Here is a 26,392-nt window from a genome sequence, read left to right as displayed (position 1 = left end):
CGCCGGCGCGCCGCCCCCGTACCAGCCGCCGCCCGGCACCGTGCCCGGCCCGCCGCCGCCCGCGTACCCCGGCGGCTACTACGACTACCAGCACCCGCACCGCAGGCGGAGCTTCTTGGAGGAGCTGCTCGACTGACCGGCCGGGTCAGGTGGGCGGCCGGGTCGTGAGCGGCCACGTCAGGTCGGTGCCGTCGAGCGCGAAGTGCTGCTCGGTCGGCGTCGCGGTGAACGTGAACTGCCTGCGGCGGGGTTTGCCGAGCGCCTGCCACTGCCGGTAGGCGGCTTCGGCCTCGTCCCACAGCGCCCGCGGCCCGCCCTGGTCGACGACCGCGCCCCGGTGCCGGACCCACGACCCGTCGGGGTGGACCAGCCGGATCGGCTCGGCGGCGACGACCACGTCCGCCAGGACCAGCCCGGCGAAGAACTCGAACCCGCTGGACGGGTCCACGACGGCCCGCGACGGCAGCAGCGTCGTGCGGGAGGTGCGCGGCTCGGCGCTCACGGCGTCGACCAGCGCGTCGTCGGCCCACGCCTGGCGGTGCGCGCGCAGCGGCATGAACCGGCCGTCCTCCGGCAGCACGCGGCCGGTGGCCCGTCCGTCCCGCACGGTCAGCCGCACCAGCCCCGCGCCGATGGCCCGGTTGAACGTGGTGATGATCAGGCCGCCCGGCGCGGTCTGCGCGATCCACGCCGCCGGGATGCGCGACACCGCGCACGTGCCCAGGACGCGGTCGTACGGCGCGTTCGGCGCGTGCCCCTGCTCGCCGTCGCCGACCACGCACGTGGGCCGGTAGCCGGCGACGTCGAGGCGGGAGCGGGCCCGCGCCAGCACGCCGGGGTCGACGTCGATCGACGTCACGCGCGAGTCGCCGAGCACGTGGCAGAGCAGGGCGGCGTTGTAGCCGGTGCCGGTGCCGATCTCCAGCACCCGGTCGCCCGGCGCGACGGCCAGCGCCTCCAGCATGATCGCCATGATCGTCGGCATGCTGGACGAACTGGTGGGTACCCCCGGCGCGGAACCGGTGGCGAGTGCTTGCTCCCACGCGCGGTCGTCGCCGTTCAGCTGGGTCACGCAGACCTCGTTGCGGTAGACCAGCGCGAGGTGGTCGGGGTGGTCGGAGGTGATCGGCTCCCAGGCGCCGTCCGGGCGTTGGGCGAAGAAGCCCGGCAGGAAGACGTGGCGCGGGACCTGGCGAAACGCCTCGGCCCAGCGCGGATCGCGGAGCACGTCGGCGGCCAGCAGCGAGTCGACGAGCCGTCCGCGCAGGTTCGCCGCGACGTCCACGCCCACCACCGTAGCGCTGTGGGGGAGCACACGTCCGTGTTGCTAGCACTCCGCTTGCAACTGCTAGCACCTCCGCGTACCGTCGAATTCACGGATCGAGGAGGTGCCGCGAGAGTTGGACAAGTCCATCGACAAGGCGGTGGCCGATCTCGGCCGCGACATCGGCGAGTACATCCGCGAGCAGCGCAACACGGCCAAGATCTCGTTGCGGCAGCTGGCGAAGCTCGCCGGGGTGTCCAACCCGTACCTCAGCCAGATCGAGCGCGGTCTGCGCAAGCCGAGCGCGGAGATCCTGCAGCAGATCGCGAAGGGGCTGCGGATCTCGGCCGAGGCGCTGTACGTCGAGGCCGGGATCTTGGAGCAGCGCGAAGGCGGCGCCCTGGCGGACGCCATCGTCACCGCCCCCGACCTGACCGAGCGGCAGAAGCAGGTGCTGCTCGACGTCTACGAGTCGTTCCGGCGCGAGAACACCGCCGACGGAGCGGGCACGCAGGCGGTCGGCACCCGAACAGCCGGCAAGCAGACAGCCGACAAGCAGACAGCAGGCGAGCGGACAGCCGCCACCCAGACCAAGCCCGAGGAGTGATCTCCATGCCGAACCTGCCCACCACCGAGGAGTTGCGCAAGGCCGGCGAGCAGGCCGTCGCCGCCGCCCGCACGCCGCTGCTCGCCGCCCTCGGCGCCGGTGACCTGGCCGCCAAGGCCGTCATCGAGGCGCTGGGCAAGGCCCGCGAGCGCGCCGAGTCGGCCCGGACCGCCGCCGAGTCGGCCGACCTGGGCAAGGACCTGCGCGAGAAGCTGGACCCGGCGGAGCTGCGCAAGGTCGTCGACGCGTACACGCAGTCGGCGCTGAACCTCTACCAGTTCCTGGCCGAGCACGGCGAGCAGGCGCTGGAGAAGCTGAAGACCCAGCCGCAGCTGCAGAAGGCGCTCAACCAGGTCGAAGAGGCCGTCGAGACGGCGCAGAAGCGCACCGAGGCCGCCGCCGCCGACGCCCGCGTGCTGGCCGACGACGTGCTCGGCAAGGTGAGCCGCAAGACCCGGGTCGTCGCCGAGAAGGTCGCCGACGACCTGGACGACGCGAGCGAGAAGCTGGCGGAGACCGTGGTCGAGGTCGGCGGTGACGTCGCCGCGGAGGTGCGCGACACGTCCCGCAAGGCCACCGCCCGCGCCGCGTCGGCCAAGCCGGCCGCGACGAAGGCGACCCCGGCCACCGCCAAGGCCACCACGCCGAAGTCCACCGGCGCGTCGCCCCGCCCCACCGCGGCGAAGAAGCCCACCGACACCGGCAAGTGACCCGACCGGCACGGGGCGTCCCACCAGGGCCGCCCCGTTTCGGCTGTACCGGGACCGCGCCGCGCACGTAGGCTGGTGACGTGCTGCCATCGTTCCCGGCCTTCAGTCCCCTCTACCTGGACGCCTGGGTCATGTTCGCGGCGTACTACGCCGCGTTGGTCATGGGCGTGTTCGCGTTCGCGCACGCGCTCACGCAGCGCGCCGACGCGTACACGGCGGCCGAGCGCATGACCAAGCCCGCGTGGCTCGGCATCACCGGTGGTGGCGCGTTCGCGCTGCTGCTGTTCCACCCGTTCTCCGCCGGTGCCATGTTCTGGCTCGCCGGGCTGGTCGCGGTCACGGTGTACGTGGTCGACGTCCGGCCGCGGCTGATCGAGGTCCAGCGCGGCCCCCGGTGGTGACGCACCGGAGCTTCGGCTCCGGAGCGCCCGTCACGCTCGTGGGCCACGGCCTCGGCGCGACACCCGGCGAAGCACGCCTGCCCACGTCCGGTCTGCCGGGCACGAAGGTCGTGATCACCCTCCCGTCCCACGGCGACGCGCCGGACGCGCCCGAGGGCTACTGGAACTACCGGCGGATCGCCGCCGACCTGCGCGAAGTCGCCCGGCAGACGGGCGCGACGCGGGCGATCGGCGTGTCCCTGACGGCGGGCGCGCTCCTCGCGCTGCTGGCCGACGAACCTGACGCGTTCGACCGGGTCGCCCTGCTGCTGCCCGCCGTGCTGGACGAGCCGAGGCCCCTGCTGAGCCGCGAGGACGCCATCGCCGCAGTCGGCGGGCCACCCGACTACCAGGCCCAACGCCGGCGCGCGTTCGCGAGGCTGGACGGCGCGCTGGCCGAGCTGCCGGGTCAGGTCGCGGTGGCCGACCGGGCGGCGCTGGCACGCGTCACGGCGCCCGTGCTGGTGATCGGCGCGACGCGCGACCCGCTGCACCCGGAGGACGTGGCCAAGCAGGTCGCGGGCGCGTTCCCGAACGGCAGGCTGGAGCTCGTGCCGTCGTGGCTCGCGCACCGCGCCGACGTCCGCGGGTGGTTGTCCGACTTCCTGCGCGGGTAGCCGACAGGCATGGCCGAACCGAAGAAGATCGCTTTCCTGGTCGACACGGAGGGCATCGAGCAGGTCGAGCTGACCGACCCCTGGCAGCACGTCGAGAAGGCCGGCGCGGTGCCGCGCCTGCTCGCGCCCAGGTTGGGGCAGGTTCGGGCGTTCGACCACCTGACCCCCGCCGACTCGTTCGACGTCGACGTGCCGTTCGCGCACGCCGACCCCGACGACTACGACGGCGTGGTCATCCCCGGCGGGGTGGCCAACGCCGACTTCCTGCGGATGGACCGCGACGCCGTCCGGTTCGTCGTGCAGCACGTGGCCGCGGGCAAGCCGATCGCGTCGATCTGCCACGGGCCGTGGCTGCTGGTCGAGGCGGACGTGGTGCGCGGCAAGGCGCTGACCTCGTTCCCGAGCCTGGCCACCGACATCCGCAACGCGGGCGGCCAGTGGGACGACGCGGAGGTGAGCGTCTGCGCCAAGGGCGGCTGGACCCTGGTGACGAGCCGGAAGCCCGACGACCTGCCCGCGTTCAACCGCGAGGCGGTGAAGGCGTTCGGGCTGCAGGGCTCGTGACCGTCCCGGGCCGGTGAAACCCGGCGTCCGCGGGGATGTGCACCTCCCCGCGGACCCTAGAGGCGGGCCTCGGCGTACGCGGCCATCGCGTCGCGCACGTACTCGGCCAGGCCCTCGGCGTGCTCGTCGATCTGCGACGTGAACTCCGGCGCGTCGACGTACATGCGGCCCAGCCCGGTGTACGACTCCCGGTTGGGCGTCCAGCTGCGCTTCAGCCACGCGTGGTGCCGGTCGGTCACGTCCAGCGCCTCCGGCGCGTCGGCGGCCACGCCGGCCCGGAACAGCTCGGCGTACGCCGTCAGCACGGCCCGCCACTCCGCCAGGAACGCGTCCGCGTCGGCCCTCGTCCAGTCGCCCATCCGGCGCTTGCTCGCGTCGATGTGCTCCCGCACGCCCTCACCGTGGCGCTCCACGAGTTCCGCCTCGTAGCGGGCCTGGCGGTCGGCGTCGAAGCCGTCGAACAGCTCTTCCATCTTCATGCGGTCACCTCCTTCCAGTTCCTCGATCGTGCGGGACACGGTCCTGGCCAGCCGCGCCAGCCGTTCCTGCTCGGCGGCCAGCCGCCGCGCGTGGTTGCGCAGCACGTCGACCGTCCGGTGCCGCCCGTCCAGGACCTCGGCGACGGTGTCGAGGCCGAGACCCAGGTCGCGCAGCAGCAGGATCTGCTGGAGCCTCAGCAGCTGCTCGCGCTCGTAGTACCGGTAGCCGTTGCCGCCGACCCACGCCGGTGCGAGCAGCCCGATCGCGTCGTAGTGCCGCAACGTCCGCGAAGTCACCTTCGACATGCGCGCGACCTGTGCGATCGACCAGGCCATGACCGTGCTCCCTCCCTGTGCGGACCACGCTAGAGGTTGACGCAACGTCAACGTCAAGCCTGCCGGCAGGATGGTGGGCGTGTGGACCATCGCAGGCACCCTGACCCCCGTGCGCGCCCTCGACCGGCTCGACCTCGTGGCGGACCCGGTGGCCGCCGCGCTCAGGTCGCTGCCCGACGGCGGGCGGCTCGCCGTCGCCGAGATCGACCCGACGCTCGCCGACACGGCGGAGTTCTGCGCGCACTACGGCTCGCCGCTGGAGGCGTCGGCCAACTGCGTGATCGTGGCGGGCAAGCGCGGTGACGTCGTCCGGTACGCGGCGTGCGTCGTGCTCGCGACGACGCGGGCCGACGTGAACGGCGTCGTCCGGCGGCGGCTGGACGCGCGCAAGGCGTCGTTCGCCCCGATGGACGACGCGGTGTCGCTCAGCGGCATGGAGTACGGCGGCATCACGCCCCTCGGCCTGCCCGCGGACTGGCCGGTGCTGCTGTCGCCGCAGGTCGCCGCCGCGCCGGAACTCGTGATCGGCAGCGGCATCCGGGGCAGCAAGCTGCTCGTGCCCGGCGAGGTGCTGGCGAAGCTGCCGGGCGCCGAGACCGTGGACGGCCTGGCTGTGTGAATTGCTGTGTTGAATGGCGCCGCCTCCGGCGTCGCGGCTCGGTCGCCTGGAAGTCGGTCGTTCGCGCCTGATTTCCCGACGATCGGAAAAGCGTGATCGCCTGGAAATCAGGCGCGAACGACCGACGCGACCTCGCGGCGTGGTGGTCGCGGCGCGGCGGTGGGCGCGTCGGTGGTGAGCGCGGTCTGGTGGCGCGGTGGGCGCGGTGGGGCGTGTGGTCAGGCGGTGTAGTCGTGCAGGAAGGCGACTGCCTCGTCGGTGTCGTCGGTGACCAGGATCCAGCGCTCCGCCTCGCGGCCGCGGGCCAGGCGTTGGACCAGCGGCGCGGCCGGCACCTCGTCCACCCAGAAGTCCTTGCCCAGGAACACCATCGGGGCGGCCGGGCCGACCGATCCGTAGTGGTTCTGGCAGTAGTCCTGGAAGACCTCCTGCACGGTGCCCGCGCTGCCCGGCGTGTAGATGATGCCGCCGGTCGCGATGGTGAGCAGGCCCTCCTCGCGCACCGAGTTGGCGAAGTACTTGGCGTGCAGCTCGCACGCCGGGTTCGGCGGCTCGTGGCCGTAGAACCAGGTCGGGATGCCGATCGTGCGCGGCCGGTCGGAGGTGGGCAGGTCCGTCGGGCACGCGGCGATCCAGCGGCCGATCGACTCGGCGTCGTCGCCGAACCTCGGCGCCCTCGCCAGCTCCTTCAGCAGCGCGTCGTCCACGCCCGCCCGCACGCCCAGCGGCACGGCCTCCATCACGCCCGGACCGCCCCCGGTCAGCACGGTGAAGCCGGCCTCGCCGAGCGCCGCGCCCAGCGCCACCGCGCGCCGGTAGCCGTCCGTGTCACGGCCCAGCGCGTGCCCGCCCATCACCGCGACCGGCGCGCCGTGCAGCGCGTCCGCCAACGCGGCGGTGATCGCGTGGTCGTGCAGGCGCTCGGCCAGCGCGTGCAGCGGGTCCGGGTTGTGGCCCTGCGCGCGGCTGTGCTCGTAGATCAGGGCGTCCGGGGTGTCCGCGTAGGTCACCGGGTCGTCCGGGTCGAACCCGGCGAACAGCTCGGCCGGCGTGTAGAGCCGCGACCGGTACACCTCGTACGGCAGGTCGGGGATCGCGGGGAACACGAGCGCGCCGGCCGCCGCCGCGCGCCGCTGCGCCACGGGCGAGAGCGCGCAGCCGAGGAACAGCGCGCCGTCCATCGGCACGCGCAGGTCCACGTCGCTCAGGTCGAGGCCGATCAGCACGGCGTGCCGCAAGTCGTCCGCCGCGCGGACCCGGTCGGGGTCGGTGTACTCGGTGCGCACCGGCGCAGCGTACGTCCCGCGCCGGCTAGAAGATGACGGTTTGGTTCCCGTGCACCAGCACGCGGTCTTCGAGGTGCCAGCGCAGACCGCGGGCCAGCACGACCTTCTCGATGTCACGGCCCTTGCGGACCATGTCGTTGATCGAGTCGGTGTGGTCGACCCGGATCACGTCCTGCTCGACGATCGGCCCCTGGTCGAGGTCCGCCGTCACGTAGTGGCACGTCGCCCCGACCAGCTTCACGCCCCGGCTGTGCGCCTGGTGGTACGGCCGCGCCCCGACGAACGACGGCAGGAAGCTGTGGTGGATGTTCAGCGCCCGGCCCGCCCAGTCGGCGCACAGCTCGGCGGGCAGGATCTGCATGAACCTGGCCAGCACCACCGCGTGCGGCTCGTGCGCGTCGACCAGTTGCCGCAGCTGCGCGAACGCCGCCTGCTTGCCCTCCGGGTCGTTCGCCGGGAACGGCACGTGGTGGAACGGGATGCCGTGCGCCCTGGTGATCCCGGCCAGGTCGGCGTGGTTGCCGATGACCGCCGACACGTCCACGTCCAGCTCCCGCGACGCCACCCGGCCCAGCAGGTCGTACAGGCAGTGCCCTTCCCTCGACACCAGGATCACCACGCGCCGGCGCTCGCCGCTGTCCGTGACGCGCCACGAGCCGGGGTGCGCGCCGAGGTCCCGGGCGACGACGGCGAACCGGGTGCGCAGCTCGTCCACGTCGAACGGCAGCGAGTCCGCCCGCACCTCCTGGCGGGTGAAGAACCAGTTGGTGGTCGGGTCCGTGTGGTACGCGGCCTCCACGATCCACCCGCCGTGCTCGGCCAGGAACGAGGAGATCCTGGCCACGATGCCGGTGCGGTCCGGGCAGCCGAAGGTGATCACGTAGCGTCGTTCAGGCAGAGGCACGTCGGAAGTATCTACGGTCGTGGCAGCCCGTCCAGCAGCGACCTGTCACCCGATGCGATGGCGCCGCTCGGCCTGCCCCACACCGCCCGGTACAGCGCGTCGGCGGTGCCCGCGACGGTGGCGTCCTCGTCGGTGCCCGAGTCGGTGACCGGACCGACCCGCGGCGGCTCGCCGGGCGTGAGCCGCAGCTCCCAGGCCCGACCGGCGTCGGCGGCGTGGAACAGCACGCGACCGGACACCTCGACCGGCCGGCGCTCGGCGGCGCGCACCACCATGCGGGTCAGGTACTCGTCGACGCCGTCCGCCGCGAACTCCACGTCGAACAGCAGCGTCGGCACGTCGGCGCCGTGCCGGGCGTGCTCGGCGTCGAGCCGGTGGATCGCCGTCTCGTGCGCCTGCCGGCGCGACCAGAAGCCGTACTCGCGGGGACCGGTGAACGACCAGGCGGGGGTGTCCGGCGGCGAGCCGGCCAGCGTGTCGGCCAGCTCCGCGAGCGTGGCCTCCCCCCAGGCGAGCAGCTCGTCCCAGTCGGCGGGGCGGTCGTCGGCCGCGGGGCGCTCGCCGTCGGGCGGCGTGCGCAGCGCCCGCAACGCCCAGGAGTGCGTCCGCCCCAGGTGGTCGACCAGGTCGCGCACGGTCCACCCGGGACAGGTCGGCACCGGCGCGTCCGGTCCGGCGGCCACGGCCGCGGCCCGCAGGGCGGCGTACTCGGTCCTCATGTGCTGCACGAAATCCGCGTGGTCCACTCCGCACAGCCTAGGGACTGACGACGTCCCAGTGCAGCGTGACCTCGCCGAGCCGCCACCGCCTGCGGTCGTCCAGCACGGGCCAGCCGCGGTCGGCCAGCAGCCGCACGGCCTCCACCCACCGGGCCCGCGGCCCGTACGGCGCGAACGGCGCGGCCGTCGCCCAGCACGCGTCCAGCTCGCTGAGCAGGGCGTGCACCCTCTCGCCGGGCACGTTGTGGTGGATCAACGCCTTCGGCAGCCGTTCGGCCAGGTCGCCGGGCGTCTCCAGGTCCGCGGGCAGGCACGACAGCGTGAACGTCCGCGGTCCTTCCGCGGTCAGCGCGACCCAGCAGCACCGGCGGCCGATCTCGTCGCACGTGCCCTCGACCAGCACCCCTCCGGGCGCGAGCCGGCCGACCATGGTGTCCCACGCCTCCGCCGCCTGCTCCTCGGTGTACTGGCGCAGGACGTTGAACGCGCGCAGCAGCACGGGCCGGGCGCCGGCCAGCTCGAACCCGCCGCGCCGGAAGTCCAGCCGGGGCGGGTCGGCGACCTCCTTGCCGGCGGCGACGCGGTCCGCGTCCAGCTCCAGCCCGAGCACCCGGACGTCCGGGTTGACGGCGCGCAGCCGTGCCGCGAGCTCGACCGTGGTGACCGGGGACGACCCGTAGCCGAGGTCTACCACCAGCGGCTCCGGCCCGGACAGCAGGTCGCGGTAGGTGTGCGCCACCCACCGGTCGACCCGGCGCAGGCGGTTCGGGTTGGTGGTGCCTCTCGTGGGCAGGCCGAGCGCGCGCGCCCGGCCCGCGGCTAGGCGCGGCGTGCGAGCCATTCGGCGGTGAACTCGGTTTCCTTGTCGAGCAGCTGGGCGACCTGCTCGGCGATCAGCGCCTCCAGCTTGCCGCCCATGAGCGGGATGCCCACCTTGACCTGACCCACGAGGGTGAGTTCGCTCCCACTCGCGGTGTCGGCGAGCGTCACCGTGCCGTCCAGCCGGCCCGGAACGCCGTCCAACGTCACCTCGACCGTGCCCGCGCGGCCCGCCCCGGTCCACGACTCGGCGCGGTGGATCACGAGGTCGCCGCCCAGCAGGCCGCGGGCCATCGACGGCAGCCTGTCGGCCGGCACACCCTGCTTGAGCTGGTACGACGTGCTCTGGTCGGTGGTGGTGAAGGCGACCAGCTCCGGGTCCGTGCCACCCAGCGCGGCCAGCCGGTCGCGCAGGTACGTCTCGTCCACCAGCGCTGCGTACACGTCGCCCGCGGGCCAGCGGGACGTGGTTCGGTGCTCGATGCGGCGTGCCATGTCGCGGAGGCTACCGTTCTCGGTCGTGACCACCCCGCCCTCCAGTGCCCGTGTGCCGCTGGCCGAGTGCACCACGCTGCGGCTCGGTGGCCCCGCGGCCAGGTTCACGCGCGCCACCACAGCCGCCGAACTGGTCGAGACCGTGCGCGAGCTGGACGCGTCCGGCGAGCCGCTGCTGCTGCTCGGCGGCGGCTCCAACCTTGTCGTCTCGGACGCCGGGTTCCCCGGCACCGCGGTCCAGGTCGGTACGTCCGGCCGCCGGCTCGACCCGTTGGGCGACGGGCTGGTGCAGCTCACCGTCGAGGCGGGCGAGGACTGGGACTCGGTGGTCGCGGAGGCCGTGGCGCAGGGCCTGGGCGGGCTGGAGTGCCTGTCCGGCATCCCCGGCCTGGTCGGCGCCACCCCGGTGCAGAACGTCGGCGCGTACGGCGTGGAGATCGCGCAGGTCCTCACGTCCGTCGACCTGCTGGACCGGCGCACCGGCCGGGTGCACCAGGTGCCCGCGGACGGCCTCGGCCTCGCGTACCGCACGAGCGTGCTGAAGGGCACGGACCACGCCGTGGTGCTGCGCGCCCGGTTCGCGCTGACGGCAGGCGGCCAGTCCGCGCCGATCCGGTACGGCGAGCTGGCCCGCGTGCTGGGCGTCGCGCCCGGTGACCGGGTGCCCGCCGACGCGGCCCGCAAGGCGGTGCTGGAGCTGCGGCGCGGCAAGGGCATGGTGCTCGACCCGACCGACCACGACACGTGGAGCGCGGGCTCGTTCTTCACCAACCCGCTGCTGGACGACTCGACGTTGGCAGGCGTGCTGATCCGGATCGCCGAGCGGCTCGGACCGCACGTGGACGTCCCGACGTACCCGGCGGGCCACGGCCACTCGAAGCTGTCGGCGGCCTGGTTGATCGAGCGGGCGGGCTTCACCCGCGGCTACCGCGGCCGCGGCGACCGGGTCGGCCTGTCCACCAAGCACACGCTGGCGCTGACCAACCGGGGCGGCGCGTCGACCGAGGACCTGCTGGACCTGGCCCGCGAGGTGCGCGACGGCGTGCGCTCGGCGTTCGGCGTCGAGCTGCACCCGGAGCCCGTGCTGGTGGGCTGCGAGATCTGAGGGCCCGACGGCACGTTGCCCCGTCCCCCTGTGACAGCGCTGACCGGTTGAAGGGCGTGCAGACGCCCGACCGCCGTCACGACGTGGGGAACGGGGCAACGATGTGCTTCCGCGATCAGAAGAACCGGACCCGCTCCAGTTCGGCGCCCTCGCCGTCCCTGACGTAGATCGCCCCACCGCGATCGTTGATCTCCTCCAGGTATGCGTACACCTGGAGGGCGCGGTTGATCGTGTCCGTCTTGCTGTCGCCGCTGCGGCCGACCACCTCGTCCAACGCGCGCACCGACCGAGGGGTCAAGTTCACGCTGACCCGTTCCAGGGCAGTTCCATGTCCTCGTGACGAAGATTTGGAATGTTCCCGCTCTGCGAGAGCCTCATCCTTAGCGGACATGTGTAACACCCTTCCCGCCCCCTGCTGCCGAGTGAACGACGTGAAGCCGTTCCTTTCCAGGGCCTCCGGCCAGTACGGGAAGCCCTGATCTTCTCCCCTGCCCCGCCCCGGTTGCCGCCAGGGTGGGACCCGTCGTGGGCCCGGGTAGTCCTCCATGATCGTCCCAAGCCGTCGGACGTGTAGTCAGTCTTACTAGGGCTGCGGGTCATGTCAAGATGATGTACATGTGATGTAACCCTATCGTGTGCTCCTAGGGGCCATAACATGATGTTCAAATGTGGCTATTGTGTGCCTCTTGTGGGGGTGTCAGGGGGGCGTCGATTGTATGGTGCGCTACGCTGCTCGTCCGCAGACGCCCTTCCGCGCACGTCCGCCTCGAGTAGCAAGGGACCATGATGACCAAGTCGTCGACGACGACCGGTAACGACGAGCTGCCGGGCACCGGCGCACCCACCGACCGGTCGGACATCCTCGTTGACCGTCAGGCGCTGGAGGTCGAGTTCAACCTGGACGGGTTCCGCTTGGCGGGGAGGAGTCAAACCTCGTCCGGTTCGCGGTTCGCCGTGGCGGCCTCGTTGACGATGGCGGTCATCGGTGGCGCGGTGGCGGCGGCCGCGGTCGCCGTCGTGGGCCACCTGTCCGGGATCGCTCCGGAGTTGAACTACGCGGTGGCCGTCACGGCCTTGGCGGGTGTCGTCCTGGCGTACATCCTGCTGATCCGCACCCCCAGGTCGGCCACCCTGGTGAACAAGAGGACCGGACAGGCGGAAGCGGAGCTGCCGGTCCGGCCGCTCCCCGCTCGGCGCCCCAAGCGGCGTCGGCCGCGTCGGCGTTCCGGTCGGAGATGAGCGGCGGACGAAACTCGGTGTGGCGAAGGGCGGCGACCTGGTGGTCCCCCCCCTTCCGCGTCCCAACCGCGCGAACGGGTCAAGTCGGCACGACGGTGATTCGGATATGACTTTGGGTGATGGTCCTGCGGACTGCACAGCGGGGCTCGTTCGATGCGAGCGCGCAGGGCGAGCTGGGAGTATGGTCTACAGCACTTCGGCGAGTGGTCCCTGGCGAGACATGCATCACCCATCCGGGCATTTGGTGTGAGGCAGCCTGATTACGTACGGTCTACTCGACCGGTTGTGACCGGTTGCACTCCCGAAGCCGCTCCGAGACTTGCCGAGTTCCGGGGCGGGCGGCGGGAGGGCGACTTGGGCGCCTGGTGAGGCGGCCAGTCACTCGGGGGAGTCAAACCCTCTGCAGGGCTTGACTCCCCAGGCGCCCAGCGGTGCGTGCCCCGGCCCCAGAACCTGTGCACGCATCGCGCCTCTCGGCTGTTCGCGGTCGAGCCGGGCCGGTTGACAGTTGCCGCTGTCAGCCGGCCCTTTCGTCGTGCCGTGAGCCCTATCGTTCTCCGATCGCCGTTCATTACCGCCGAACGGTGGAACGGTTTCGAGACGTCACGATAGCCAACGTTTCTGATTCCCCACCGCTCGCTTCTTCGGATAGTGACTCAGGTCACCACCCTCGGTCTTTCGATGTGGTGGCGAATAGTCGGCTGTTTTCCCAGCCAGCGGGTTTGCGGCGGCGAAATCTGACACTGTTACGCTATCCACTTAGGACTGAAGTGGTCTGGACCAAGATCGTGTGAAACTTCGGTCGGGGCGACCGGTCCCTGCGGTTTCGACGGCTGACGCCGCGCTTGGAACCCAGCGCCGGCCACGAGGTGGAACGGCCGAACGGGTGACTCCGTGTGACGAATCCTCACTGCGCGCGTTTCATGGAGGTAGAGGCACCCGTTGGAGGTCGTCATGGCCTACCCGGACGACGAGCGCGCGGTCATCAGGCCGATCAAGAGGCTGGTTGAGGACGACTTCCTGAGCCGGCCCGGTGTCGTGGGTGTCGACCTCGGGGAGAAGACCGTCGCGGGCCGGGCGACGGGCGAGCCGGCGATCGTGGTCTTCGTCCGCCACAAGGGCCCGGCCGCGCAGTTCGCCATCCCGCCGGACGTCCTCGGCGTGCCGACGGACGTGGTCGAGGACTCGTTCGCGCCGCACCACACCATCGCGTCGCCGGAGAGCGTGAGCGGGGCCGAGCGGCACGAGCTGCTGGTCGGCGGCATCGGCATCGGGCCGAGCCGGGCGATCCGGTTCGTCCCGCCGGACGTCCCGGAGGCCGACGACTACGTGGTGGCGGGGACGTTGGGCGCGCTGGTCACGCCGCGCCGTCGGCACCTGGTGATGGCGTTGACGTCGTTCCACGTGGCGTGCGTGGACGACGCCTGGGCGGTCGGCGACCCGATGGTGCACCCGTCCCGCGTCGACGGCGGGCACCCGGTGCACGACCGGGTGGGCGCGCTGGCGCGGGCGGCGCTGTCCGGCAGCGTGGACGCCGCCGCGATCATGCTCACCACCCCGCACGTGCGGCCCGAGGTGGTCGGCCTCGGGCCGGTGCGCGGCTGGGCGGACGCCCGGGTGGGGCAGCGGGTGCGCAAGCGCGGCCGGACGACGGCCGTCACCGAGGGCGTGGTGGCCTCCACCGACGCCGCCGTCACGCTGGACTTCGGCGTCGGCATCGGCGTCCGCACCCTGCGCGACCAGATCCGGGTCGAGTCGCCCCGGTTCGGCGACCACGGCGACTCGGGCGCCGTCCTGCTGGACGACGCCAACCACGTGGTCGGCCTCTACCTGGGCGGCAGCCGGGACCGGGTCTTCGCGAACCCGATCGGGCCGGTGCTCGACCAGCTCGACGTGGACCTGATCACTCCCGGTGCACCCGCGCCGCGGAGGCCTGGGCGCGGGGCTTGAGCACGATCTGGTCCAGGTTGACGTGGGACGGCCGGGTCACCGCGAACGCGATCACGTCGGCCACGTCGTCCGCGGTCAACGGCGTCACGCCCTGGTAGACGGCGGCGGCCCGCTCGGCGTCGCCGTCGAACCGGTTGACCGAGAAGTCCGTCTCCACCATGCCGGGCAGGACTTCCGTCACGCGCACCGGCTGCCCGAGCAGCTCGCCGCGCAGCGTCCGGTGCAGCGCCGACTGCGCGTGCTTGGCGGACGTGTAGCCGGAGCCGTTGTCGTAGGCCTCGTAGGCGGCGACCGACGTCACCGTGACGACGTGCCCGTCGCCGGAGGCGATCAGCTTCGGCAGCAGGCCCTTGGTGACGCGCAACGTGCCGAGAACGTTCGTCTCCCACATCCAGCGCCAGTGGTCCTCGTCGGCGTCGGCGACGGTGGCCAGGCCCCGCGCGCCGCCGGCGTTGTTGACCAGGACGCGGGCTTCCGGCACGGCGGCCAGGAACGCCTCGACCGACGGGGCGGACGTGACGTCGAGCTCGACGGCGGTGCCCTCGACCTCGTCCGCGATAGCCTTGAGGCGGTCGATCCGCCGGGCGCCGAGCACCACGTGGAAGCCCTCGGCGGCGAGCCTGCGGGCGGTGGCCTCGCCGATCCCCGCGCTGGCTCCGGTCACGACTGCGATAGGACGGTTCACCCGGCCGATCTTATTCGGTGCGACATCGTGTGATGCGGATCACTCGCACCGTGAGCCCCGTGGGACGTCCTTCCACCGGGAGGTCGAAAGTGCACAGGAGATGGGTGGCCCTGCTGGCCGGCGCGGCTCTGCTCGCCGGGTGCTCGGCGAGCGTGGAACAGGGCACGGCCAAGCCCGCCGGCGGCGACAACCCGCCCGTGGCCACGTTCGCGACCGTGCCGGCCGACGGCGCCAAGGACGTTCCGGTCAACGTCCCGGTGCGGGTCACCGTCGCCGACGGCGCGATCGACGAGGTCGCCGTCACCAACCCCGAGGGTCAGGCGGTCAAGGGCGCGCTCGCCGACGACCGGAAGTCCTGGGCCACCACCGAGCCGCTCGGCTTCGGCAAGAGCTACACCTACGCGGGCAAGGCCACCGGCGCCGACGGCAGGCCGGTCGAGCTGAAGGGCGCGTTCACCACCCTCAACCCGGCCGCCCAGGTCCGGGCCACCCTCTTCCCCGGCGACGACCAGACCGTGGGCGTCGCCGTCCCGATCAAGGTCGAGTTCGACGTCGACGTCGCCGACCGGGCCACCGTGGAGCGGGCGCTGACCGTCACCAACTCGGCGGGCGTCAAGGGCAGCTGGGCCTGGCTCAGCTCGCGCCAGGTCCACTACCGGCCGGAGAAGTACTGGCCCGCCAACACGCGGGTCCACGTCGAGGCGAAGCTCTACGGCGTGCACTACGGCGGCGGCGCGTACGGCCGCGCGGACGTGACCAGCGACTTCACCATCGGCCGCAACCAGGTCGTGAAGATCGACACGCCGACGCACCAGCTCGTGGTGCAGCGCGACGGGCAGACCGTGGCGACCTACCCGGCGTCGTTCGGCAAGGACGCCGACCCGGAGCTGACCACGCCCAACGGCACGTTCGTCGTGATGCAGAAGGACGAGCAGTGGAGCTTCGACAACCCGCGCTACGGCTACACCAACGTGATCAAGAAGTGGGCCGTGCGGTTCTCGAACCACGGCGAGTTCATCCACGAGAACAACGACAACGCGGCCAACATCGGCAAGAACAACACCTCGCACGGCTGCGCCAACCTGCTGGAGGCCGACGCCAAGGCGTACTACGACAGCGCGCTCGTCGGCGACCCGGTCGAGGTGACGGGCTCGATCACCGCCCTGCCCGCCCAGTTCGAGTGGTACGACTGGCAGATCCCGTGGTCGCAGTGGCAGACCATGAGCGCGCTGTGACGTTCGCGGCGCCCGGCCTCCGCGTTGTGATCTGAGCAGGCCGGGGAAGTGATGGGATGACCCGAGCGTTGTTCTAGATCGTGCAGACATCTCTCCTCACCGCTGAGGGCGTGCGGCTCTCGGTTCGCGAGTCGGGCCCGGTGGACGCGCCGGCGGTCGTGCTGGTCCACGGGTGGGCCCAGTCCGGGGAGGTGTGGTCGCCCGATCCGACGTCGCGCTCGTACGCGCCGGACCTGCGCGGTCACGGCGCCTCGGAGATCACCGAGGGCGGCTACCGCGACTCGGCGTCGTGGGCGGCGGACCTGAAGGCGGTGCTCGACCACGTCGGGCGGCCCGCGGTGCTGGTCGGCTGGTCCTACGGCGGCCTGGTGATCACCGACTACCTGCGCGCGCACGGCACGGCCGGGGTGTCCGGGCTGGTGCTGGTCGGCGCGATCACCGAGCTGGGCCGCGGCCGGCCCGGCGGGGCGACCGGGCGGCTGGTGGAGGCCACGCTGGCGCCCTCGCTGTCGGAGGACCCGGGGGTGGCCGTGCCCGCGCTGGCCGAGTTCTGCCGCGACCAGGCGCCCGGCCTGCCCGGTGAGCTGGTCCAACGCCTGCTGGGCACGGCGCTGCGCGTGCCGCCGAGGGTGCGCCGCGACATGTTCCGCCGTGACGTCGACAGCGCCGCCGTGCTGAGGGCCGTCGACAAGCCGACACTGGTGGTGCACGGCACCGCCGACGAGGTGGTCGACCCGGCCGCCGGCGAGTACGCGGCGGCCCTGATCCCCGGAGCCGACTTGCGCCGTTACGACCGCACCGCGCACGCGCCGTTCCTCGAACAGCCCGAGCGGTTCGCCGCCGACCTCGCCGGTTTCGTCGCGGAGGTGTCCCGGTGAAGCGGGTGGCGGTGCTCTCCGTGCACACGTCGCCGCTGGAGCAGCCCGGCACGGGCGACGCGGGCGGCATGAACGTCTACATCGTGCAGACCGCCACCCGGATGGCCCGCCGCGGCATCGAGGTGGAGATCTTCACCCGGGCCACGTCGTCGGAGCTGCCGCCGGTCGCCGAGCTCGCGCCGGGCGTCAAGGTGCGGCACGTGGTGTCCGGCCCGTTCGAGGGCCTGAGCAAGGAGGAGCTGCCCGGCCAGCTCTGCGCGTTCACCGCGGGCGTGCTGCGGGCCGAGGCGCGGCACGAGCCCGGCCACTACGACGTCGTGCACTCGCACTACTGGCTCTCCGGGCAGGTCGGCTGGCTCGCCCGGGAGCGGTGGGCGGTGCCGCTGGTGCACACCGCGCACACCCTCGCCAAGGTGAAGAACCTGGCGCTGGCGGCGGACGACACGCCCGAGCCGCGGATGCGGGTGATCGGCGAGGAGCAGGTGGTCGCCGAGGCCGACCGGCTCGTCGCCAACACCGAGGTCGAGGCCGCGGAGCTGGTCAAGCTGTACGACGCCGACCCGGGCAAGGTGCTGGTCGTGCCGCCGGGCGTGGACCTGGAGCGGTTCACGCCGGGCGACCGGGACGCGGCGCGCGCGGCGCTGGGGCTGCGGCCGGACTCGGTCGTGCTGGCGTTCGTCGGGCGCATCCAGCCGCTGAAGGCGCCGGACGTGCTGCTGCGGGCCGCCGCCGAGATGGTGGCGCGTGATCCGGGCCTGCGGTCGCGGCTCGCGGTGCTGGTCGTCGGCGGGCCGTCCGGCTCGGGCATGAAGACGCCCGAGGAGCTGGTGCGGCTGGCCGCCGAGCTGCGGATCTCGGACGTCACGCGGTTCCTGCCGCCGCAGGGCGGCGCGGCGCTGGCGCAGGTCTACCGCGCGGCCGACGTGGTCGCCGTGCCCAGCTACAACGAGTCGTTCGGCCTGGTCGCGCTGGAGGCGCAGGCGTGCGGCACGCCGGTCGTCGCGGCGGCCGTCGGCGGGCTGCCGGTGGCGGTGCGGGATGGTGTGTCCGGCGCGCTCGTGGACGGGCACGACCCGGCGGCGTGGGCGCGGGTGCTGTCCGACATCGCGCTGCACGCCGGTCGTCGCGAGGAGCTGGCCGGCAACGCGGTGTGGCACGCGCGCCGGTTCTCCTGGGACCGGACGACTGAGTCGCTCCTGGCCGGGTACGCCGAGGCACGTGATGTGTTCCGCGAGGAGGTCTTCGCTTGAGCCGGCAACTGGACGACCTGATCAGGTCCACTTTGGACGAACGGGAGCTGCGCTACGACCGCAAGGAGCCGGGCAGGTTCTTCGTGACCCTGCCGGGCACCAAGAAGCTCCAGACCAACTGCTGGCTCGTCGTCGGCAGGCACGCGCTGGTCGTCGAGGCGTTCGTGTGCCGCAAGCCGGACGAGGCGCACGAGGACGTCTACCGGTTCCTGTTGCGGCGCAACGCGAAGCTCTACGGCGTGCACTACACGATCGACACGACCGGTGACATCTACCTGGTCGGCCGGGTCGCGCCGCACGCCGTGACGCCCGACGAGCTGGACCGGGTGCTCGGGCAGGTGGTGGAGGCCGCGGACGGCGACTTCAACACGCTGCTGGAGATCGGGTTCGCGGGCGCCATCCAGCGCGAGTGGGACTGGCGGGTGTCGCGCGGCGAGTCGCTGGCCAACCTCCAGGCGTTCCGGCACCTGGTGTCCGAATCGTGATCGCCCGCGCGCAACTGCGGTAGGGGCGGCTGCCGTCCACCTGGTGACGTTGGACCAGGGGAGGGCAGATGGGCAGACGGGTGGGGTTGGCGTTCGCCGCGTTCGCGGTGGTGGCGCTGGCCGGGTGCGCGGCGACGAACTCGTCGTCGGGTTCGGCCGACCAGGCGGCGGTCGCGCCGCAGCAGGGCGCGCAGACGCCCGGCGGGATGCCGAAGCAGGAATCCGCGGGCCAGGGCCGAGCCCAGGACCAGGGCCAGGGCCAAGCGGGTGAGGCGCGGCAGGCCGGCACGTCGGCCGAGCAGAACCGCCAGCTCGTCCGCACGGCGACGGTCGACCTGCGCACCGGTGACGTCGCCTCGGCGTTGGCGCGGGTGAAGGACCTCGTCCTCGAGCAGGGCGGGTACTCGGCGCAGGAGAGGTCGCAGCACGACCAGGCCTCGGTGACGGTGAAGGTGCCCGGCGACCGGCTCGACCCGGTGCTGGAGGCCATCGGCCGGCTGGAGGGCGCCGAGGTCGTCAAGCGCGAGCTGCGCACCGACGACGTGACCGAGCAGGTCGTGGACATCGAGGCGCGGATCGCCAACCAGCGGGCCAGCGTCGAGCGGGTGCGCGGGCTGCTGGAACGGGCTTCCACCACGTCCGAGATCACCGACATCGAGGCCGAGCTGACCGAGCGGCAGTCCGAGCTGGAGTCGTTGCAGCGCCGGTACGAGACGCTGAAGGGCCAGGTCGCGATGGCGACGTTGACCGTCACCTTCTCGTCCAAGGGCGCGCCGCCGGTCGTCGTGGAAGAGGAGGAGGCCGGGTTCCTGTCCGCGTTCACGGGCGGCTGGCGCGCGTTGGTGACGGCTTTCGGCTGGCTGGCCGTGGTGGTGGGCGCCGTGCTGCCGTTCGCCGTGGTCCTCGGCGTGCCCGCGTTCGGGTACCTGTGGTGGCGCCGGCGCCGGAAGGGCGCGGTCACGCCGTAGCACCGTTCGGAGTAACGCTTTCTGACGAAAAGTCTACTGAGAGCAACACGGCGCGGGAGCGCGGGGCGGCTTGGGAGAGAGGGGGAGTCGCGAGCTCAAGCCGCCCCGCGTCAGTCCCCGCTGCGGTGCGTCCGGGCGGGGGGAGCCCGGATACCCACGCGGGCCGCGGTTCGACGGGGGGATTGCAAACCGCGGTTCGTGCCGCGCAGGTCGTCGGAGTGCGTGGGAGCCGACCCGCGGGGCCTTGCCAACTTGGCAGATGGCCGGCGATCACCACAAGGGCCAGGACTACTCCATTCGTGTGCTATTAGCCGAGTTAAGTAACGCTCTAGCGTCACCGCCCACCGCCTTGACCGGCGATGTGGCTTGACTCACGATGGCGGGATCACGGCCCCCGGATGAATGAGGCAGCCGCATGGTCTTCCGCAGTCCGTTCCCCGATGTCGAGGTCCCGGACGTCTCCCTGCACGAGCTGTTGTTCGCCGACCTCGGGACGCGCGCCGACCGCGTGGCCCTGGTCGACGGCGCCTCGGGCGCGTCCCTGACCTACGCCCAGCTCGCCGGCGCGATCGACCGCCTGGCCGCAGCGCTGGCCGCCCGGGGGATCGGCAAGGGCGACGTGGTCGGCATCCTCAGCCCGAACACCCCGTACTACGCCGTCGTGTTCCACGGCATCCTGCGGGCCGGCGCCACCGCGACCACCATCAACGCCCTCTACACGGCGGACGAGGTCGCGCACCAGCTCGCCGACGCGGGCGCCCGGATGCTGTTCACGGTGTCCGTGCTGCTGCCGAACGCCGCGCCCGGCGCGGAGAAGGCGGGCGTCTCCGACGTGGTGGTCCTCGACGCCGCCGAGGGCTACGAGAGCCTGTCGTCGTTGCTGGCCAACGCGGAGCCCGTGCCGGAGGTGGCGATCGACCCGGCCGAGGACGTGGCCGTGCTGCCGTACTCGTCCGGCACGACCGGCCGCGCCAAGGGCGTGATGCTGACGCACCGGAACCTGGTCGCGAACATCGTCCAGTGCGGGCCGCTGCTGAAGGTCGGCGACGACACCAAGATCCTCGCCGTGCTGCCGTTCTTCCACATCTACGGCATGCAGGTGCTGATGAACAACGGCCTGCACGTGGGTGCGACGGTCGTGACGCTGCCCAAGTTCGACCTGCCCGAGTTCCTGCGGGTCATCCAGGACCACCGCACCGACCGCGTCTACATCGCGCCGCCGGTGGCCGTGGCGCTGGCCAAGCACCCGCTCGTGGACCAGTACGACCTGTCCGGGATCGACACGATCTTCTCCGGCGCCGCGCCGCTCGACGTGGACCTCGCGGCGGCGGTCGCCCAGCGCCTCGGCTGCCGCGTGTCCCAGGGCTACGGCATGACCGAGATGAGCCCGGTCAGCCACGCCATCCCGGACGGCCGCGACGACATCTCCGTCGGCACCGTCGGCGTGATCGCGCCGAACATGGAGTGCCGGTTCGTCGACCCGGCCACCGGCGAGGACGTCGGCGTCGGCGAGCGGGGCGAGCTGTGGTGCCGCGGCCCGAACGTCATGAAGGGGTACCTGAACAACCCCGACGCCACGGCCGCGACGTTGGACGCCGACGGCTGGCTGCACACCGGCGACGTGGCCGTGATCGACGAGGACGGCCTGGTCAGCATCGTGGACCGGGTCAAGGAGCTGATCAAGTACAAGGGCTACCAGGTGCCGCCGGCCGAGCTGGAAGCCCTGCTGCTGACGCACCCGGCGATCGCCGACGCCGCCGTCGTGGGCGTGCGCGACGAGGACGGCGAGGAGGTCCCGAAGGCGTTCGTCGTCCGCCAGCCGGGCGCGGAGCTGGACGCGGCGGGCGTGATGGAGTTCGTGGCGTCCCAGGTCGCGCCGCACAAGAAGGTGCGGGTGGTCGAGTTCATCGAGGCGATCCCGAAGTCGGCGTCGGGCAAGATCCTCCGCAAGGACCTCCGCGCCCGCGAGGCGAGTGCGCCGGCAGGCTGATCGGCGCGGCCGACGACCACCCGATGGTGTTGATGTCCGCCGCTCGCGGTGCCGGGGCGGCGGTGCGCCACAACCATGTCGTGTGCAAAACCCGGCACACACATCGGAGAACACACGCATGCGCATCCTCGGAAGGCTGGCCGTCGCGGCCGGCGCCACGGCCGCCGTCCTGCTCGCCGCCCCGGCGGCCAACGCCGCCACCGACACCGACCTGAAGCACCTCGCCGAGGTCGTCGGCCAGGGCGAGACCAGGGCCGTGCCGCTCCCCGCCGTGGGCGGCCTCGTCAACAGCGTGCCGATCGCGAACCAGGTGATCAGCAAGCTCGTGGGCGGCCTGGTGAACAGCTCGGGGGCCAGCGCGATCGGCGGCTGACCGACGGCTGATCGGGTCGGGTCGGGCCACCTCGGCCCGGCCCGGCCGCTGCACCGATCAAGCCCAGCCCCACCACCCGCGTGAGCAGGCGCGGGGCATCTGGCAGGCTGAGGGTCATGGCTGTCGGAACCCTGGTGCTGCTCCGCCACGGCGAGAGCGTCTGGAACGCGGAGAACCTGTTCACCGGTTGGGTGGACGTCCCACTGTCCGAGAAGGGCGTGAACGAGGCGAAGCGCGGCGGCGTGCTGCTGCGCGAAGCGGGCGTGTTGCCGGAGGTGGTGCACACGTCGCTGCTGCGCCGCGCCATCGGCACCGCGAACCTCGCCCTCGACGCGGCCGACCGGCACTGGATCCCGGTGCGCCGGGACTGGCGGCTCAACGAGCGCCACTACGGCGCGCTCCAGGGCAAGAACAAGAAGCAGACCCTGGAGGAGTTCGGCGAGGAGCAGTTCATGCTCTGGCGCCGCTCGTACGACACCCCGCCGCCGCCGATCGAGCCCGGCACGGAGTTCAGCCAGGACGCCGACCCGCGCTACGCGGACCTCGGGCCGGACCTGCCGCTGACCGAGTGCCTGCTCGACGTGGTCAAGCGGATGATCCCGTACTGGGAGTCGGCGATCGTGCCCGACCTGCGGGCCGGCCGGACGGTGCTCGTCGCGGCGCACGGCAACTCGCTGCGCGCGCTGGTCAAGCACCTCGACGGCGTCTCCGACGAGGCGATCGCGGGCCTGAACATCCCCACCGGCATCCCGCTGCGCTACGACCTCGACGACGACCTCAAGCCCGTCACGCCCGGCGGCCAGTACCTCGACCCGGACGCGGCGGCCGACGCGATCAAGGCCGTGGCCAACCAGGGCCGCTGACACCGACCGGCTCCACCACTCGACGGCGGTGCGCGCGCACGGGGACCACCCCGGCGCGCGTGCCGCCGTTTCGCCTTTCCGGCCCCCGGCACGCCCTCGGCACGTCCCTCGGCACGTCTCGGCGCGCCCCCGGCACGTCCTCTGCGCGTCACCTGGCGGAGAACCGGGTGTCCGCGGCGCGGCACCCGTCCGAACGTCCCCGGCCCGGTTGGACACGATTGGGTGAACGACGGTCGTCCGGCGGGAAAACATCGGTCCCAGACGGTGTCACAGGAGTCACGAACCGGCTTCGCGCACTAGGCCACACCGGCCCTGACCTGCTTACGATGCGCTTGTGACCGCAACGGGTTACCTCGTCCTGTCGATCGGCGCTCTGCTGATCGGCGGCGTGGCGTTCCTCGCCGGACGCGCCACCGCGCCGCGACAGAGCCGCCCCAAGGGCCTGACCGTGGCCGACCTGATGGCCAGGGTCGTGCACTCCTCGCCCGACGGCATCGTCGTCCTCAACGGCTTCGGCGACGTCGTCCTGCACAACGCCCGCGCCGAGGAGCTGGGCGTGGTGCGCAACAACCGGGTGGACGACCGGGCGCGCCAGGCCGCCGAGATGGCCCGCCGCAACGGCGGCGTCGTCGCCGTCGACCTGTCGTCGCTGGAGGTCATCAAGGGCCGCCAGCCGCAGGCCGTGCACGCCACCGTCAAAGTGCTCACCGAGGGTTTCGTCGTGGTCGACGCCACGGACGAGTCCGAGTCGGTGCGGCTGGAGGCGACCCGGCGCGACTTCGTCGCCAACGTGAGCCACGAGCTGAAGACCCCGGTGGGCGCGCTCGCGCTGCTCGCCGAGGCGGTGCTCGACGCGGCGGACGACCAGGAGGAGGTCCGCCGGTTCAGCGCCAAGATCATGCAGGAGGCGACCCGGCTCGGCACGCTGGTCACCGAGCTGATCGCGCTGTCCCGGCTGCAGGGCGCGGAGAAGCTGCCGGAGCTGAGCCGGGTCGAGGTCGACGTGGTGATCACCGAGGCGCTGGGCCGGTCGAAGCTGGCCGCCGAGTCCGCGGGCATCGCCATCACCACCGACGAGCCCAGCGGCCTGGAGGTCGAGGGTGACCGGACGTTGCTGGTCACCGCCCTGAGCAACCTGCTGGACAACGCGGTCGCGTACTCGCCGCCGGGCAGCCCGGTGTCGGTCAGCCGCAAGCTGGTCGACGGGTTCGTCGAGATCGCGGTGACCGACCGCGGCATCGGCATCGCCGAGGACCAGCAGACCCGCGTGTTCGAGCGCTTCTACCGGGTCGACAAGGCCCGCTCCCGCGCGACCGGCGGCACGGGCCTCGGCCTGGCCATCGTGAAGCACGTCGCGAACAACCACGGCGGCGAGGTGAAGCTGTGGAGCCTCCCCGGCACCGGCTCGACCTTCACGCTGCGCATCCCGGCTCATCCCGACGAGGACGAGCCCACCGCTGACCTGCCCAAGCAGGAGCTGACCAGCCCCGTCCCGAGCGGCGCGGGCAGCAAACCCGGAGGAGAGCTGTGACCAGGGTGCTCATCGTGGAGGACGAGGAGTCCTTCGCCGATCCGCTCGCCTTCCTGCTGCGCAAGGAGGGCTTCACCGCGGCGCTCGCGGCCACCGGCCAGGAGGCGTTGGAGGAGTTCGACCGCAACGGCGCCGACATCGTGCTGCTCGACCTCATGCTCCCCGGCATGAGCGGCACGGACGTGTGCAAGCAGCTGCGCGCGCGCTCCGCCGTGCCCGTGATCATGGTCACGGCGCGGGACAGCGAGATCGACAAGGTCGTCGGGCTGGAACTGGGCGCCGACGACTACGTCACCAAGCCGTACTCGGCCCGCGAGCTGATCGCCCGCATCCGCGCGGTGCTCCGCCGCGGCGGCGAGTCCGAGGAGCTGCTGCCGCAGGTCCTGGAGGCGGGGCCGGTCCGGATGGACGTCGAGCGGCACGTCGTCACCGTGGACGGCGGCGAGGTCAGCCTGCCGCTGAAGGAGTTCGACCTCCTCGAGTACCTGCTGCGCAACGTCGGCCGGGTGCTGACCCGCGGCCAGCTGATCGACCGGGTGTGGGGCGCGGACTACGTCGGCGACACGAAAACGCTGGACGTGCACGTCAAGCGGCTGCGCTCGAAGATCGAGCCCGACCCGTCGACGCCGCGCCACCTCGTCACGGTGCGCGGACTGGGCTACAAGTTCGAATCCTGAGAACCCCGACCAGGTACGGTGCACCGCGTGCGCCTAGGGGTGCTTGATGTCGGGTCCAACACCGTCCACCTCTTGGTGGTGGACGCTCATCGGGGTGCCCACCCGACGCCGATGAGTTCGGAGAAGTCCGTGCTGCGCCTCGCGGAGCAGCTGGACGGCTCCGGCATGCTCGGGCGGGAGGGCGCCGACCAGCTGGTGCGCACCGTCGCCGCGTCCAAGGCGGCGGCGGAGCGACTGGGCTGCGAGGACCTGATGGCGTTCGCCACGTCCGCGGTCCGCGAGGCGGGCAACTCGGCCGAGGTGCTCGACCGGGTGCGCGCCGAGACCGGCGTCGACCTCCAGGTGCTGACCGGCGAGGAGGAGGCGCGCTACACGTTCCTGGCGGTGCGCCGCTGGTACGGGTGGTCGGCGGGCCGGCTGCTGTGCCTCGACATCGGCGGCGGCTCGCTGGAGCTCGCGATCGGCGTGGACGAGGAGCCGGAGGAGGCGTTCTCGGTGCCGCTCGGCGCGGGCAGGTTGACCCGCACGCGGTTCCGCAACGACCCGCCGACCCGCGCCGAGATCGGGGAGACCACCGAGTGGCTGGCTGACCAGCTGGCCCCGGTGGCGAAGAAGATCCTCCGAGTGGGTACACCCGATCGGGTGGTCGCGACCTCGAAGACGTTCCGGACGCTGGCCCGGTTGACCGGCGCCGCGCCGTCGTCGGCCGGTCCGCGGGCCCGGCGCGTGCTCACCGACGCGGGCCTCCGCCAGCTCATCGCGTTCATCTCCCGCATGTCAGCGGCCGACCTGGCCGACCTCGAAGGGGTCAGCGCCAGCAGGGCGCACCAGCTCGTGGCGGGTGCTCTGGTGGCGGACGCCACGATGCGAGCCCTGTCACTCCCCGAGCTGGAGATTTGCCCCTGGGCCTTGCGGGAAGGTGTCATCCTGCGTCGTCTGGACCACACTGATGGTTCACACCAGGACACCCCGTCGGACCGCACCCGCCGGACGGGTGACACTGGACGGACTGGCCGCCACGGGGCACGGTGGAGTTGATGAGTCGAGAGAGCGAGTCGGAGCAGACCCAGCGCACCGTCGCGGAGTTGCTCGCCCAGTACGGCGGGGGCTCCGGCGAGGTGACGCCGCGTCGGCGACGCCGCCGTGCCGAAGAGGCCTCGGACACGGCTCCCCAGGCCATCATCGACCGGGTCAACTCGGACAGCGGTCGGCTCCTGCCGATCCGCGACGAACCGGAGCCGCCGCCCGCCGCGCCGCCCCCGCCGCCACTGCCGCAGCGGCAGCGCCCGGCGGAGCGCGCCGTC

The 26,392-nt window shown here is 72.4% G+C and carries 29 protein-coding genes and 1 pseudogene; 21 read left to right on the top strand and 9 right to left on the bottom strand.

Annotated elements, in window-relative coordinates:
- Window positions 1-145: 145 nt before the first annotated feature.
- The gene (tgmC, locus tag ACFQ3T_RS17735) at window positions 146-1,285 is read right to left on the bottom strand and encodes an ATP-grasp peptide maturase system methyltransferase (protein WP_380724391.1); all 1,140 of its coding nucleotides are present in this window, start codon (window positions 1,283-1,285) and stop codon (window positions 146-148) included.
- 103 nt (window positions 1,286-1,388) lie between these two features.
- Here tgmC and ACFQ3T_RS17730 point away from each other — a divergent pair, with 103 nt between their 5' ends.
- The 5 genes from ACFQ3T_RS17730 to ACFQ3T_RS17710 all read left to right on the top strand — a co-directional run bounded on the left by ACFQ3T_RS17730 (window position 1,389) and on the right by ACFQ3T_RS17710 (window position 4,202).
- Window positions 1,389-1,871 carry a helix-turn-helix domain-containing protein gene (locus ACFQ3T_RS17730; protein ID WP_380724390.1) on the top strand — a complete coding sequence of 161 codons (483 nt, stop codon included), beginning with the start codon at window positions 1,389-1,391 and terminating at the stop codon, window positions 1,869-1,871.
- A gap of 5 nt (window positions 1,872-1,876) precedes the next feature.
- Window positions 1,877-2,581, top strand: a complete 705-nt coding sequence (locus ACFQ3T_RS17725; protein ID WP_380724389.1) for a hypothetical protein — start codon at window positions 1,877-1,879, stop codon at window positions 2,579-2,581.
- A 116-nt stretch (window positions 2,582-2,697) separates the two neighbouring features.
- On the top strand, window positions 2,698-2,982 hold the full coding sequence (locus ACFQ3T_RS17720) for a DUF2516 family protein (protein WP_380724392.1): 285 nt from the start codon (window positions 2,698-2,700) through the stop codon (window positions 2,980-2,982).
- Window positions 2,976-3,638 carry an alpha/beta fold hydrolase gene (locus tag ACFQ3T_RS17715; RefSeq protein ID WP_380724388.1) on the top strand — a complete coding sequence of 221 codons (663 nt, stop codon included), beginning with the start codon at window positions 2,976-2,978 and terminating at the stop codon, window positions 3,636-3,638. Before ACFQ3T_RS17720 ends, ACFQ3T_RS17715 begins: the two co-directional genes overlap by 7 nt.
- 9 nt (window positions 3,639-3,647) lie before the next feature.
- Window positions 3,648-4,202, top strand: a complete 555-nt coding sequence (locus tag ACFQ3T_RS17710) for a type 1 glutamine amidotransferase domain-containing protein (RefSeq protein ID WP_380724387.1) — start codon at window positions 3,648-3,650, stop codon at window positions 4,200-4,202.
- A 56-nt stretch (window positions 4,203-4,258) separates the two neighbouring features.
- Here the strand turns inward: ACFQ3T_RS17710 and ACFQ3T_RS17705 are convergent, their stop codons facing one another.
- Window positions 4,259-5,017, bottom strand: coding sequence for a MerR family transcriptional regulator (locus ACFQ3T_RS17705; RefSeq protein WP_380724386.1), 759 nt, complete (start codon window positions 5,015-5,017; stop codon window positions 4,259-4,261).
- 70 nt (window positions 5,018-5,087) lie between these two features.
- Between ACFQ3T_RS17705 and ACFQ3T_RS17700 the strand changes: the two genes are divergently transcribed.
- On the top strand, window positions 5,088-5,636 hold the full coding sequence (locus ACFQ3T_RS17700) for a YbaK/EbsC family protein (protein ID WP_380724385.1): 549 nt from the start codon (window positions 5,088-5,090) through the stop codon (window positions 5,634-5,636).
- Window positions 5,637-5,854: 218 nt separating this feature from the next.
- On the opposite strand, the gene ACFQ3T_RS17695 is transcribed toward ACFQ3T_RS17700, so the two are convergent.
- The 5 genes from ACFQ3T_RS17695 to ACFQ3T_RS17675 are packed head-to-tail and all read right to left on the bottom strand — an operon-like array spanning window position 5,855 to window position 9,859.
- Window positions 5,855-6,922 (bottom strand): LOG family protein, encoded by a 1,068-nt coding sequence (locus tag ACFQ3T_RS17695; RefSeq protein ID WP_380724384.1) that lies wholly within the window; start codon window positions 6,920-6,922, stop codon window positions 5,855-5,857.
- A 25-nt stretch (window positions 6,923-6,947) separates the two neighbouring features.
- Window positions 6,948-7,826, bottom strand: coding sequence for a formyltetrahydrofolate deformylase (purU, locus tag ACFQ3T_RS17690; RefSeq protein ID WP_380724383.1), 879 nt, complete (start codon window positions 7,824-7,826; stop codon window positions 6,948-6,950).
- An 11-nt stretch (window positions 7,827-7,837) separates the two neighbouring features.
- Window positions 7,838-8,572, bottom strand: a complete 735-nt coding sequence (locus ACFQ3T_RS17685) for a maleylpyruvate isomerase family mycothiol-dependent enzyme (protein WP_380724382.1) — start codon at window positions 8,570-8,572, stop codon at window positions 7,838-7,840.
- 10 nt (window positions 8,573-8,582) lie between these two features.
- Window positions 8,583-9,386 (bottom strand): class I SAM-dependent methyltransferase, encoded by an 804-nt coding sequence (locus tag ACFQ3T_RS17680; protein ID WP_380724381.1) that lies wholly within the window; start codon window positions 9,384-9,386, stop codon window positions 8,583-8,585.
- Window positions 9,365-9,859 (bottom strand): DUF2505 domain-containing protein, encoded by a 495-nt coding sequence (locus ACFQ3T_RS17675; RefSeq protein WP_380724380.1) that lies wholly within the window; start codon window positions 9,857-9,859, stop codon window positions 9,365-9,367. Before ACFQ3T_RS17675 ends, ACFQ3T_RS17680 begins: the two co-directional genes overlap by 22 nt.
- Between ACFQ3T_RS17675 and ACFQ3T_RS17670 the strand changes: the two genes are divergently transcribed.
- Window positions 9,858-10,964, top strand: a complete 1,107-nt coding sequence (locus ACFQ3T_RS17670) for a UDP-N-acetylmuramate dehydrogenase (RefSeq protein ID WP_380724379.1) — start codon at window positions 9,858-9,860, stop codon at window positions 10,962-10,964. The two genes, ACFQ3T_RS17675 and ACFQ3T_RS17670, sit on opposite strands and share 2 nt — an antisense overlap.
- A 115-nt stretch (window positions 10,965-11,079) precedes the next feature.
- Here ACFQ3T_RS17670 and ACFQ3T_RS17665 read toward each other — a convergent pair whose 3' ends face one another.
- Complete coding sequence (locus ACFQ3T_RS17665; protein ID WP_380724378.1) at window positions 11,080-11,268, bottom strand: hypothetical protein; 189 nt, start codon at window positions 11,266-11,268, stop codon at window positions 11,080-11,082.
- 479 nt (window positions 11,269-11,747) lie between these two features.
- Here ACFQ3T_RS17665 and ACFQ3T_RS17660 point away from each other — a divergent pair, with 479 nt between their 5' ends.
- Both ACFQ3T_RS17660 and ACFQ3T_RS17655 read left to right on the top strand, forming a co-directional pair.
- Window positions 11,748-12,203: a hypothetical protein gene (locus ACFQ3T_RS17660; RefSeq protein ID WP_380724377.1), complete on the top strand. Its 456-nt coding sequence runs from the start codon at window positions 11,748-11,750 to the stop codon at window positions 12,201-12,203.
- 954 nt (window positions 12,204-13,157) lie between these two features.
- The gene (locus ACFQ3T_RS17655; protein WP_380724376.1) at window positions 13,158-14,153 is read left to right on the top strand and encodes a chymotrypsin family serine protease; all 996 of its coding nucleotides are present in this window, start codon (window positions 13,158-13,160) and stop codon (window positions 14,151-14,153) included.
- Here the strand turns inward: ACFQ3T_RS17655 and ACFQ3T_RS17650 are convergent.
- Window positions 14,107-14,838: an SDR family NAD(P)-dependent oxidoreductase gene (locus ACFQ3T_RS17650; RefSeq protein WP_380724375.1), complete on the bottom strand. Its 732-nt coding sequence runs from the start codon at window positions 14,836-14,838 to the stop codon at window positions 14,107-14,109. The two genes, ACFQ3T_RS17655 and ACFQ3T_RS17650, sit on opposite strands and share 47 nt — an antisense overlap.
- A 32-nt stretch (window positions 14,839-14,870) precedes the next feature.
- On the opposite strand from ACFQ3T_RS17650, the gene ACFQ3T_RS17645 reads away from it, so the two are divergent.
- From ACFQ3T_RS17645 to ACFQ3T_RS17590, 12 genes and pseudogenes are all read left to right on the top strand, one after another.
- The gene (locus ACFQ3T_RS17645; protein ID WP_380724374.1) at window positions 14,871-16,073 is read left to right on the top strand and encodes a L,D-transpeptidase; all 1,203 of its coding nucleotides are present in this window, start codon (window positions 14,871-14,873) and stop codon (window positions 16,071-16,073) included.
- Between the two features lie 80 nt (window positions 16,074-16,153).
- Entirely contained in the window at window positions 16,154-16,951 is a 798-nt protein-coding gene (locus ACFQ3T_RS17640; RefSeq protein ID WP_380724373.1) for an alpha/beta fold hydrolase, read from the top strand.
- The gene (gene mshA, locus ACFQ3T_RS17635; protein ID WP_380724372.1) at window positions 16,948-18,201 is read left to right on the top strand and encodes a D-inositol-3-phosphate glycosyltransferase; all 1,254 of its coding nucleotides are present in this window, start codon (window positions 16,948-16,950) and stop codon (window positions 18,199-18,201) included. Before ACFQ3T_RS17640 ends, mshA begins: the two co-directional genes overlap by 4 nt.
- Window positions 18,198-18,686, top strand: coding sequence for a type III secretion system chaperone family protein (locus ACFQ3T_RS17630; protein ID WP_380724371.1), 489 nt, complete (start codon window positions 18,198-18,200; stop codon window positions 18,684-18,686). The genes mshA and ACFQ3T_RS17630 overlap by 4 nt, the downstream gene beginning before the upstream one ends.
- 68 nt (window positions 18,687-18,754) lie before the next feature.
- Entirely contained in the window at window positions 18,755-19,654 is a 900-nt protein-coding gene (locus ACFQ3T_RS17625; protein ID WP_380724369.1) for a DUF4349 domain-containing protein, read from the top strand.
- Between the two features lie 415 nt (window positions 19,655-20,069).
- Complete coding sequence (locus tag ACFQ3T_RS17620) at window positions 20,070-21,644, top strand: AMP-binding protein (protein ID WP_380724368.1); 1,575 nt, start codon at window positions 20,070-20,072, stop codon at window positions 21,642-21,644.
- A gap of 118 nt (window positions 21,645-21,762) precedes the next feature.
- Window positions 21,763-22,017 carry a hypothetical protein gene (locus ACFQ3T_RS17615; RefSeq protein WP_380724367.1) on the top strand — a complete coding sequence of 85 codons (255 nt, stop codon included), beginning with the start codon at window positions 21,763-21,765 and terminating at the stop codon, window positions 22,015-22,017.
- Between the two features lie 116 nt (window positions 22,018-22,133).
- Window positions 22,134-22,880: a phosphoglyceromutase gene (locus ACFQ3T_RS17610; RefSeq protein ID WP_380724366.1), complete on the top strand. Its 747-nt coding sequence runs from the start codon at window positions 22,134-22,136 to the stop codon at window positions 22,878-22,880.
- Window positions 22,881-23,214: 334 nt separating this feature from the next.
- Window positions 23,215-24,411, top strand: coding sequence for a sensor histidine kinase (locus tag ACFQ3T_RS17605; protein WP_380724365.1), 1,197 nt, complete (start codon window positions 23,215-23,217; stop codon window positions 24,409-24,411).
- Window positions 24,408-25,088 carry a response regulator gene (locus ACFQ3T_RS17600; RefSeq protein ID WP_380724364.1) on the top strand — a complete coding sequence of 227 codons (681 nt, stop codon included), beginning with the start codon at window positions 24,408-24,410 and terminating at the stop codon, window positions 25,086-25,088. Before ACFQ3T_RS17605 ends, ACFQ3T_RS17600 begins: the two co-directional genes overlap by 4 nt.
- 27 nt (window positions 25,089-25,115) lie before the next feature.
- Window positions 25,116-26,126 carry a Ppx/GppA phosphatase family protein gene (locus tag ACFQ3T_RS17595; protein ID WP_380724363.1) on the top strand — a complete coding sequence of 337 codons (1,011 nt, stop codon included), beginning with the start codon at window positions 25,116-25,118 and terminating at the stop codon, window positions 26,124-26,126.
- Window positions 26,126-26,392 (top strand): annotated as a pseudogene (locus ACFQ3T_RS17590) (hypothetical protein); the annotation flags it as partial. The gene ACFQ3T_RS17595 and the pseudogene ACFQ3T_RS17590, both read left to right, overlap by 1 nt.

Source organism: Saccharothrix hoggarensis (genome assembly GCF_042678885.1).
Taxonomy (GTDB): domain Bacteria; phylum Actinomycetota; class Actinomycetes; order Mycobacteriales; family Pseudonocardiaceae; genus Actinosynnema; species Actinosynnema hoggarensis.
Note: the sequence above shows the minus strand (reverse complement) of the source record. Positions and strands in the feature narration are given on the sequence as shown.

What these genes read in the sequence shown, in the direction of transcription:
- ACFQ3T_RS17725 (WP_380724389.1), top strand. Translation starts at nt 1,877, where the DNA reads ATGCCGAACCTGCCCACCACCGAGGAGTTGCGCAAGGCCGGCGAGCAG.
- ACFQ3T_RS17710 (WP_380724387.1), top strand. Translation starts at nt 3,648, where the DNA reads ATGGCCGAACCGAAGAAGATCGCTTTCCTGGTCGACACGGAGGGCATC.
- ACFQ3T_RS17705 (WP_380724386.1), bottom strand. Translation starts at nt 5,017, where the DNA reads ATGGCCTGGTCGATCGCACAGGTCGCGCGCATGTCGAAGGTGACTTCG.
- ACFQ3T_RS17700 (WP_380724385.1), top strand. Translation starts at nt 5,088, where the DNA reads ATGGTGGGCGTGTGGACCATCGCAGGCACCCTGACCCCCGTGCGCGCC.
- ACFQ3T_RS17680 (WP_380724381.1), bottom strand. Translation starts at nt 9,386, where the DNA reads ATGGCTCGCACGCCGCGCCTAGCCGCGGGCCGGGCGCGCGCGCTCGGC.
- ACFQ3T_RS17670 (WP_380724379.1), top strand. Translation starts at nt 9,858, where the DNA reads ATGTCGCGGAGGCTACCGTTCTCGGTCGTGACCACCCCGCCCTCCAGT.
- ACFQ3T_RS17675 (WP_380724380.1), bottom strand. Translation starts at nt 9,859, where the DNA reads ATGGCACGCCGCATCGAGCACCGAACCACGTCCCGCTGGCCCGCGGGC.
- ACFQ3T_RS17660 (WP_380724377.1), top strand. Translation starts at nt 11,748, where the DNA reads ATGATGACCAAGTCGTCGACGACGACCGGTAACGACGAGCTGCCGGGC.
- ACFQ3T_RS17655 (WP_380724376.1), top strand. Translation starts at nt 13,158, where the DNA reads ATGGCCTACCCGGACGACGAGCGCGCGGTCATCAGGCCGATCAAGAGG.
- ACFQ3T_RS17645 (WP_380724374.1), top strand. Translation starts at nt 14,871, where the DNA reads ATGCGGATCACTCGCACCGTGAGCCCCGTGGGACGTCCTTCCACCGGG.
- ACFQ3T_RS17625 (WP_380724369.1), top strand. Translation starts at nt 18,755, where the DNA reads ATGGGCAGACGGGTGGGGTTGGCGTTCGCCGCGTTCGCGGTGGTGGCG.
- ACFQ3T_RS17620 (WP_380724368.1), top strand. Translation starts at nt 20,070, where the DNA reads ATGGTCTTCCGCAGTCCGTTCCCCGATGTCGAGGTCCCGGACGTCTCC.
- ACFQ3T_RS17615 (WP_380724367.1), top strand. Translation starts at nt 21,763, where the DNA reads ATGCGCATCCTCGGAAGGCTGGCCGTCGCGGCCGGCGCCACGGCCGCC.
- ACFQ3T_RS17610 (WP_380724366.1), top strand. Translation starts at nt 22,134, where the DNA reads ATGGCTGTCGGAACCCTGGTGCTGCTCCGCCACGGCGAGAGCGTCTGG.